Source organism: Terriglobia bacterium, assembly GCA_020073185.1.
Taxonomy (GTDB): Bacteria; Acidobacteriota; Terriglobia; order Terriglobales; family Acidobacteriaceae; genus JAIQGF01.
This window is the reverse complement of sequence record JAIQFT010000100.1, coordinates 1-7,387: the sequence shown is the minus strand read 5'-3', so window position 1 is coordinate 7,387 and position 7,387 is coordinate 1. Positions and strand designations below refer to the sequence as shown.

8 protein-coding genes and 1 tRNA gene are annotated in these 7,387 nt (G+C 59.8%); 5 read left to right on the top strand and 4 right to left on the bottom strand.

Annotated features, from left to right (window positions below):
- The first annotated feature begins 966 nt into the window (after positions 1-966).
- Complete coding sequence (locus LAN64_20185; GenBank protein MBZ5570145.1) at positions 967-1,293, top strand: hypothetical protein; 327 nt, start codon at positions 967-969, stop codon at positions 1,291-1,293.
- Positions 1,294-1,312: 19 nt separating this feature from the next.
- Here LAN64_20185 and LAN64_20180 read toward each other — a convergent pair whose 3' ends face one another.
- The 4 genes from LAN64_20180 to LAN64_20165 all read right to left on the bottom strand — a co-directional run bounded on the left by LAN64_20180 (position 1,313) and on the right by LAN64_20165 (position 4,400).
- A complete protein-coding gene (locus LAN64_20180) occupies positions 1,313-2,044 on the bottom strand; it encodes a hypothetical protein (GenBank protein ID MBZ5570144.1) in 732 nt (243 codons plus the stop codon).
- A gap of 186 nt (positions 2,045-2,230) precedes the next feature.
- A tRNA-Val gene (locus tag LAN64_20175) sits at positions 2,231-2,307 on the bottom strand.
- A gap of 76 nt (positions 2,308-2,383) precedes the next feature.
- Positions 2,384-4,135 carry a SpoIIE family protein phosphatase gene (locus LAN64_20170; protein MBZ5570143.1) on the bottom strand — a complete coding sequence of 584 codons (1,752 nt, stop codon included), beginning with the start codon at positions 4,133-4,135 and terminating at the stop codon, positions 2,384-2,386.
- An 88-nt stretch (positions 4,136-4,223) separates the two neighbouring features.
- Positions 4,224-4,400 (bottom strand): hypothetical protein, encoded by a 177-nt coding sequence (locus LAN64_20165; protein MBZ5570142.1) that lies wholly within the window; start codon positions 4,398-4,400, stop codon positions 4,224-4,226.
- Positions 4,401-4,506: 106 nt separating this feature from the next.
- Here LAN64_20165 and LAN64_20160 point away from each other — a divergent pair, with 106 nt between their 5' ends.
- From LAN64_20160 to LAN64_20145, 4 genes are all read left to right on the top strand, one after another.
- Complete coding sequence (locus LAN64_20160; GenBank protein ID MBZ5570141.1) at positions 4,507-4,782, top strand: hypothetical protein; 276 nt, start codon at positions 4,507-4,509, stop codon at positions 4,780-4,782.
- A gap of 209 nt (positions 4,783-4,991) precedes the next feature.
- The gene (locus LAN64_20155) at positions 4,992-5,762 is read left to right on the top strand and encodes an electron transfer flavoprotein subunit beta/FixA family protein (protein ID MBZ5570140.1); all 771 of its coding nucleotides are present in this window, start codon (positions 4,992-4,994) and stop codon (positions 5,760-5,762) included.
- A 52-nt stretch (positions 5,763-5,814) separates the two neighbouring features.
- Positions 5,815-6,036, top strand: coding sequence for a hypothetical protein (locus LAN64_20150; GenBank protein MBZ5570139.1), 222 nt, complete (start codon positions 5,815-5,817; stop codon positions 6,034-6,036).
- A gap of 72 nt (positions 6,037-6,108) precedes the next feature.
- A complete protein-coding gene (locus tag LAN64_20145) occupies positions 6,109-7,101 on the top strand; it encodes an electron transfer flavoprotein subunit alpha/FixB family protein (protein MBZ5570138.1) in 993 nt (330 codons plus the stop codon).
- The last annotated feature ends 286 nt before the right edge of the window (positions 7,102-7,387 follow it).

The window sequence follows — 7,387 nt, the reverse complement described above, 5'->3', positions numbered from 1 at the left end:
ATTCTACAGATTCTCAGCCTCACACTTTTCGAGAAAACGCCCATTTTATGCGCCCTTCAGGCCATCGACCAGGACGCCAATTTCACCGAAAACGTCAACCAACTGATTCTGTTCAACTTTTAACCGGACAGCAGTGATGTTTTTCATTTGGCGGGTGGCCCAGCCTTCAAGCAGCCAGCAGACTGTGCGTGCACCACCCTTGGCGCTTTTCGAAAGGTGGGAATGCGAATCTCGACACCCTCCGCAGTTCCGAAATGACGTCCAAAGTCTGCACCGGCTCTTACTCCGTAAGAACAATCGCAGATATTGCATATAGACTAGGCTTGTGCCGGTTCTGCGGCAACCATCATTTTGCACTTCGTGACCGCAAGCTGTTTTCGCCGACGAGCCGCGCTCGAAGCCCTAAATTTCACATTTCAATTCCTTTCAATTCCTCGACATCGCTTGAAGCTGTCAAGCCCCTCCAACTTGAGATTTTTCGCTAACCACCTCATTCAACGGCAGAAATGTACAGCTCGTATGTGGCGGGTATGCCCCCTCCAATCTGCTAAGCTACATGTAGAGCGTTGAGAAAGAAACAGAACCCCTGCCCCTACCGCTAGGCTTTTCGCTTTTGCCGCTCAATCGCAGCTAACCTATTGCGGATCAATATTTTGCCAGTAAACCGTCTCAATTCAAAGATTTGGCGTGAACTTCTCGCTAAATGTATGATTCTTAAAGATCGACCATATGGGGTGGGGGTATCAGCGGGCGGCCAGAACTTGAAATCTGAGGCTTCAGTGACTGCCAATATTTTGGCACCCTGCCACTATTTCGGCGGTTGCTGCACCCTTGGCGCCCAGGCGCAGACTATTCCTGGCGAACCAGCCGGGACCAATGTCCTTTTGTTTTAAACACTTCCCGCTGCCCTGTGCCGTCCTTCAGACTGGCCTTTGAACTGCCTCTTCATGTTCGGAGTCGCCAACTATGCTTACAGTAGCGGTCAATTCGGAGCTGGACTTAGCCACGGTAAAGCTGGCAGGAAAGCTAGCGTCAATTTGGGTGGTTGAGGCTGGCAAGCGTGCTGAGGAGATTGTTTCGACCGTACGCAGCGAGAACGTTGCCGTCGACCTGACCGAAGTCACGTTTATCGACGAGGCTGGCAAAAGGCTGCTTGCAGCCTTGGCGAATGAAGGGATCCGCCTGATTTCGGACGATCCGGTGATGGACGCGATTGTGAACGAAATCGTGGGGCGAAAGATGGCACGGCCACCGGCGCTGGCGAAAACTCAAGCCGCCTGCACTGGGAGTTAGTCTGGTCCGCGCTTTCAGTTCAGCGCAGCGTAGCATCGTTGGGCTTCTCGGGCTGACGCGCGGGCGTGACCTGGTAGTCCTTGTAGTCGATCGTCAAATCAGCGTGGCCCCCAAGCCGAACCAAAGTGAGGCTATGGTTTTGAGCCGGCAGCCAGAAGTCATTCACCTTGACGTAGCGGTGTTCGATCTTTGTATTCTTTATCCAGAATGAAGGATTCTTCGCGGGCTCCGCTTCAATCCGCACCACCGCAAAGTCTGCCGCATCTACCCAGATTCGTCCGGAGTAGAGGAACTTGTCCTTCCTCCTGGGCTCGACAGAAAGAACGTACATTGAGCCGGCGGACGTGACTTCGTATCCCAGCAGCGCAAACGCGTAGTTCTCTTCATTGAGGGCGGTGCGCCGCAGATTCTCCGCCTCAAGCGCCTCTCTTTCACTTTGCAGCAGTTTCTTGAATACCCGGTCAATGATCAGCTTGGACCCGGATTCAGATTGGATGATGAATTCTTTTGTTCCGGGCGCCTGGTATTTCACATCCACGACCATCTCCGCCTTACGCGCGCCTGGGAAGCCGTGGTATTCAAGTCGATAGATTCTCCTCCCCTGATATGCGCGCAGCTCCTGCGCACGTTCAGCGTTCATGCGCACCAGGTTTTGCACCACCTGTTCTGTGCCCAGAGGAGCACGAGCCGCTTCTATCTGTGCCGTTGCGGGAAGTGGAAGACCCAGGCCTGCGAGGAGCAGCAGGCTCAAAGCGGGGCCTACGTGAGTCGCTCCCTTCATGGGCAAATCGCTCGAATGCGGCGGAGTTCGACGGTAAACCATTACACCTTTTGCCGTTCTCGGGCCACGCTGAAGGGCCCAGGCGCCAATGGTTAGGAGAAGGGCCAATTCGCGGCAGGGCTGCCGGTACTCACCCAGCAGATTCAATCAGGTAGATGGTAGGCACGAGCGGATTCGAACCGCTGACCTCTTCCGTGTCAAGGAAGCGCTCTAACCAACTGAGCTACGCGCCTACTTGTCTACTCATTGTAGCCGCGCTTGCGGTGCGGGGCAAACGCGCGCCTCGCCCTGCCGGTCAGGACGATTTCGTTAGGCGGCGCCGGCCGCTTTCGGTGCCGAGTACACTAACTCGACCACGGTGCAATCGTCCTGCAGAGGACACGGGCCGCAGAACTCTTTCACCGCTTGGAAGATACTTTCGAAGCCGGCTGCAGCGGCGCGGTCGAGGCGCTCGTAGCCGAAGAACTCACCGCTGCCGTTTTCCGCTTCGACCACGCCATCTGTGGTCAGGATCAGCCGGTCACCTGGCTTGAGTTGCATACGCATGCCGCGGAAGGAGACGTCGGGGAGTAATCCGATCGGCGGGTTGATGTTGTCCGGCTCGGTAATTTTGCCCCCGGAGAACAGCCGGGGCGGCACGTGGCCACAATTCAAGAGCTCGAGTTCGCCGCCGGCCCCCAGCCGCGCCACGACCATGGTCGCATATTTGTCTCCGACATCTTTTTCGCAAAGGAAGTTGTGGGCGGCAGTTACGGCGTTCTCCAGCGAGATGCCCTGCGCCAGTTGGGAATAAATCATGCCCTGGATGACCGAGCCGAGCAGCGCCGCGGAAACGCCCTTGCCGGACACATCGGTGAGTACGACGGCTATGGAATCGGAGGTGCGTACGACATCGAAAAAGTCGCCCCCGATTTCCTGGCATGGCAGGTTGCGGCCCTGCACTTCGGCAAAGGGAACGTCGGGGATACGCACCGACATCAGCCGCTGCTGAATGCGCGCCGCAATCGATAATTCCTGTTGATAACGCCGTGCGGCTTCTTCGACCTCCACCAAGTGAGCATTCTCCAGCAGGCCGGCGGCTTCTTTCGCGATGGCGTGCAGAATGTCCTGGCTGACGCCGGAGAGGTCGCCCGAGGTGAAGCGACTGTCGAGATACAGCACGCCGAGTACGGGATGCGGCGCCGAGCCGGCCTTGTTAAGGCGCGCGCCGCCGTTGTCGGCGGCCTGGCTGCTGCCGCGCCGCAGCGGAATTGCGATTACGGTGCGCAGGTCATGGATCATGATGCTGGCGCGGCCGGCCAGGTCGGCGGATTGTGAAGTGTCGCCGACCACGAACTCGGAACCGGAATCAGCCGCCTGCTGAAGCATGGAATGACTGATGGTGCTGTCGTCGCGCAGTGTTTCTCCCTTGCTGGTGCGAGCGGCGCCGAGGTGCAGGCCGCCATCGGCGCCGCGCAGGAAAACAAAGCCGCGCTCCGCCCGAGTCAGCCGCAGGGTGCAGTCCAGCAGCGTGGCAATCACATCGGCCAGCACTCCGGTGGTCCGCAGGCGGCGTGCCGCTTCCAGGAACAGCCTGAGCTGCTGCAGTTCGGATCCCGCTCCGCCGCGCGGCGCCATGGAAATCTGGCTGAGGAACTCCGAGGACGTCGGCACCGCAGGCGTGGGTTGGAATACGAAGTAAAAGTCCTCCAGGCCGAAGTCGCAGCGGTCGTTCGGCTCCAGCGGATGGCGCTCGCGGCGCATGCGGTTAACGTAAACGCCAGTGCGGCTGCCCAGATCCACGATGTAGTAATTTCCGCCTTCCGCGATGATGGAGGCGTGCTCGCGCGAAACCCGGGAATCCGGAATCGGCAAGTCGCGATCGGTCTTGCGGCCGATGGTAAATGGCGTGTGATCGATGGCGATGCGGCGCTGCTCCGTGCCTTGCACGAAGAGCAGTACCGGCGTCGATGCGACATCGGACATGCTGGACATCGTGTCCTTACGGTCTTCGCGATTGGTCTGGCGATCGGCCAGGACCCCCACACTCAGCACCGGGGTGGTGCTGCCAAAGCCTACCACAGGCGGAATCTCCGCGGAGGCGCAATAACCCCGCGCCGCAGCGTGTTTTGTTCTCCTCTACCTCCACGGTGGCTATTTCCCGGTCGATTCACGCCTGCGCGTCGGGATCAGCGAGAATCTTGGGTAGGGTGGCCTTGTGCTTGGGCCGCGCCTTCTTTTTCACGTCCGGCTCGCAGCGCGTGGGCGGAGGCGCGCCAATGTGTTCGCGCGCCGCCGCCTTCACCGCCGTCACAGCGCGAAACGGCCTCGGCTTCTTCTTCGCCATACTCTCGGGACTCGCGACTTGGGACTGTTTTCGTGAACAGCATACGCCAACACCGCGATCGGGCCGGTTATGCCATAATTTTTGCGGCGACATCTGCGGGGTGCCCATGGACGAGCGCGACTTCTTCGATGAGCGGCAGGACAAGAAAACCTTTACGCTGAATTGTCCGCACTGCCGCCAACCCGGCGAGTACGAACTGGGTTGGATCGTACGCACCAAGAAGCGCCAGTTGCCCGGGCGCGCCGACGAGCGCGATCGCGCCAAGTTCGCCAAGGCCCGCTCCTACATGGTTCGCCGCGACGACATGGTCATGTGCAAGAACGTCCGCTGCCGCAAGCGCTTTGAAGTTTCAGGCATACAGTCGGTGGCATTCCTCGACTGAGCCTACCGCTGATCAGATCCGGCAAAGCCGATGCCAATTCAGAACAGCACCATCGCGGATGCCGTTGCGTGTCCTTTCGAAGCGCCGCCCGCGTCATTTATACTGCGCGTTTGTGCGAGCAATGATAAACAGATTGATCGCTGATGCTCACGGGTCGGAGATCCCTGTTACGCGACCCGGGCTATGCGCGCATTCATACGAGGTGCGGCTTGAAAATTCTGGTCTGCATGAAACAGGTTCCGCAGAAGGACGCGCCGCTCAAGCTCAACGAGAGCGGCACCTGGATCCGCGAAGATGTTTCCTATGAAGTGAACGAGCCCGACGCCTACGCGCTGGAAGAGGCGCTGCGGCAAAAGGAAAAGCACGGGGGAGAGGTGGTGGTGATTACGGCCGGCCCGGCACGCGCGCAGCAAGTGCTGCGCGAGGCGCTGGCCAAGGGCGCCGACCGCGCCATTCACCTCGAGGACGCCGGCTTTGTCGGGCTGGACGCCTTCAACACGGCGCGCGCGTTTGCCGCCGCCATCAAAGACCAGCTGTTCGACCTGATCTTCACCGGACTGCAATCCGACGATTACGGCTTCGCGCAGACGGGCGTGATCCTCGCCGAACTTCTCGGCTGGCCGCACGCCACCATCATCATGCAGATCGAGAAGAAGGACAGCGGCATCCGGGTCAAACGGGAACTGGAGGCCGGGTTCTTCCAGTACGTGGACATGCCGATTCCGGCGGTGCTGACGATCCAGTCGGGGATCAACAAATTGCGCTATGCAACACTGATCGGAATCAAGCAGGCTAAGAACAAGCCTCTGAAGAAAGTGACGCTGGCGGAAGTGCAATCGGCGCTCGGCCCCAACTTTCAGCAGATTCGGCGACTCTATATACCCGAGAAGACTAAAAAGACCGAACTGCTGCAGGGCGGGCCCGCAGAGGTGGCGAAGAAGCTGGTGGAAAAGCTGCGCGACGAAGCGCGAGTCATCTGACGCATTCCCGACGCGGGATTACCCTACCTCGACAGAAGTTGGAGGGGGCGTTGTGGCGGTTCGAGGGGATGGAGAAGAAGTCCGGGAAAAGGGCCTGAGCCTGGAAGTGATCGGCGGGATGATCTGTTTCTTCGACTTCCTCATCCTGTTTTTCCTGCCAGCCGGTCTGAAGTTGGGCCATAAAACTGCGTTCGTGACGCTCATGGTAGCGCTGGCCGTGCTGGGGCTGGCGCTGATCGTGAGCGGGTACGTGATTCGCGCCCGGGCGAAGTAATAGGAATCGCGGGTCCCAAGATCCGGTGCGGGCGAAACAGAGCACTCATCTTCAGGAAGAGAGCAGGCAAGGATGGCTGACACGATTCTTGTGGTTGTCGAGCAACGCGAAGGCAAGCTGAACCGCGTCTCCTTTGAAACCGTCGCGGGCGCGCAGGCGATCGCCGCCGAGACCGGCTGGACGATGGAAGCTGCGGTGGTCGGCAGCGGCGTGGGCGAGATCGCGCAGGAAGTCGCGGGCAAGAAGCTGGCGAGGGTTTACGCGGTCGAATCGGTCAAGCTGGAACCGTATACGCCCGACGCTTTTGTGGCCGCACTCAAGCAATTTGTCGGACAGCGCCAGCCGCGCTTGGTGCTGATGCCGCACACCTACCAGGTACGCGACTTCGCCCCGCAACTGGCGACCGCGCTGGGTCGCACCCTGGTGAGCGACTGCATCGGCTTCCGCAAGGACGGCGATGGCCTGCTGTTCACCCGCCTAATGTTTCAGGGGAAGTTCGCCGCCGACGTCGCGCTGGGCGGCGATCCGCCCTACTTTGCGACCTTCCAGACCGGGGCCTTCCGCGCCGACAAGGCCGATGCCGGAGCGAGCGCCGCGCCGGTGGAAACGGTGAATGTCGAGATCGCGGATGGCGCGATCCGCACCCGTCCCGAGCCGCCGTTCAAAGAGGCGAAGCAGGCGGTGGACCTGACGCAGGCGGACATCATCGTGGCCGTCGGACGCGGAATCAAAGAGCAGAAGAACATTGAGCTAGCCAAGCAACTGGCGGAGGCGCTGGGCGGCGAATTGGCGGCCTCGCGCCCCATCTGCGATTCCGGCTGGCTGCCCATGGACCGGCAGATCGGATCGTCGGGTCAGACGGTTGCGCCCAAGCTCTACCTGGCGCTCGGTATCAGCGGCGCCATTCAGCACATTGTCGGCATGAAGGGCTCGCGCACCATCGTCGCTGTGAACAAAGATGCGGAAGCGCCGATTTTCGAAGTTGCGGATTTTGGCGTGGTCGGAAACCTGTTCGACATCGTGCCGCCGCTGATCGAAGAAGTGAAGAAAGCGAAGGGGGCGTAAAATCAGAGTCGCAAGCAAATAATTGAGATGGCGAGCAAATCCCACAGTTCGGGAACTGACTTCTCCCGTATCGTCGAACAATGGCGAAGAGAACGTAACTCAGCGCGGCGACGTAGATCCGACCCGCTCATGGAGCGCATTCGTGCGCGCCGCGAACGCATCCGCAAGCGCGTTGGCCTGCTCGACGACTCTGTTGATCTAGTCCGCGAAGATCGGGACAGGTGAAGATTGCGGTACGTGATCGACGCCAGCGCGGTGCTGAAGTCCTTACTTGCGGAAACCGACA

Bases quoted from the DNA above. Each gene is read 5' to 3' on its own strand.
- LAN64_20185 (MBZ5570145.1), top strand. From the start codon at position 967: ATGCTTACAGTAGCGGTCAATTCGGAGCTGGACTTAGCCACGGTAAAG.
- LAN64_20165 (MBZ5570142.1), bottom strand. From the start codon at position 4,400: ATGGCGAAGAAGAAGCCGAGGCCGTTTCGCGCTGTGACGGCGGTGAAG.
- LAN64_20160 (MBZ5570141.1), top strand. From the start codon at position 4,507: ATGGACGAGCGCGACTTCTTCGATGAGCGGCAGGACAAGAAAACCTTT.
- LAN64_20145 (MBZ5570138.1), top strand. From the start codon at position 6,109: ATGGCTGACACGATTCTTGTGGTTGTCGAGCAACGCGAAGGCAAGCTG.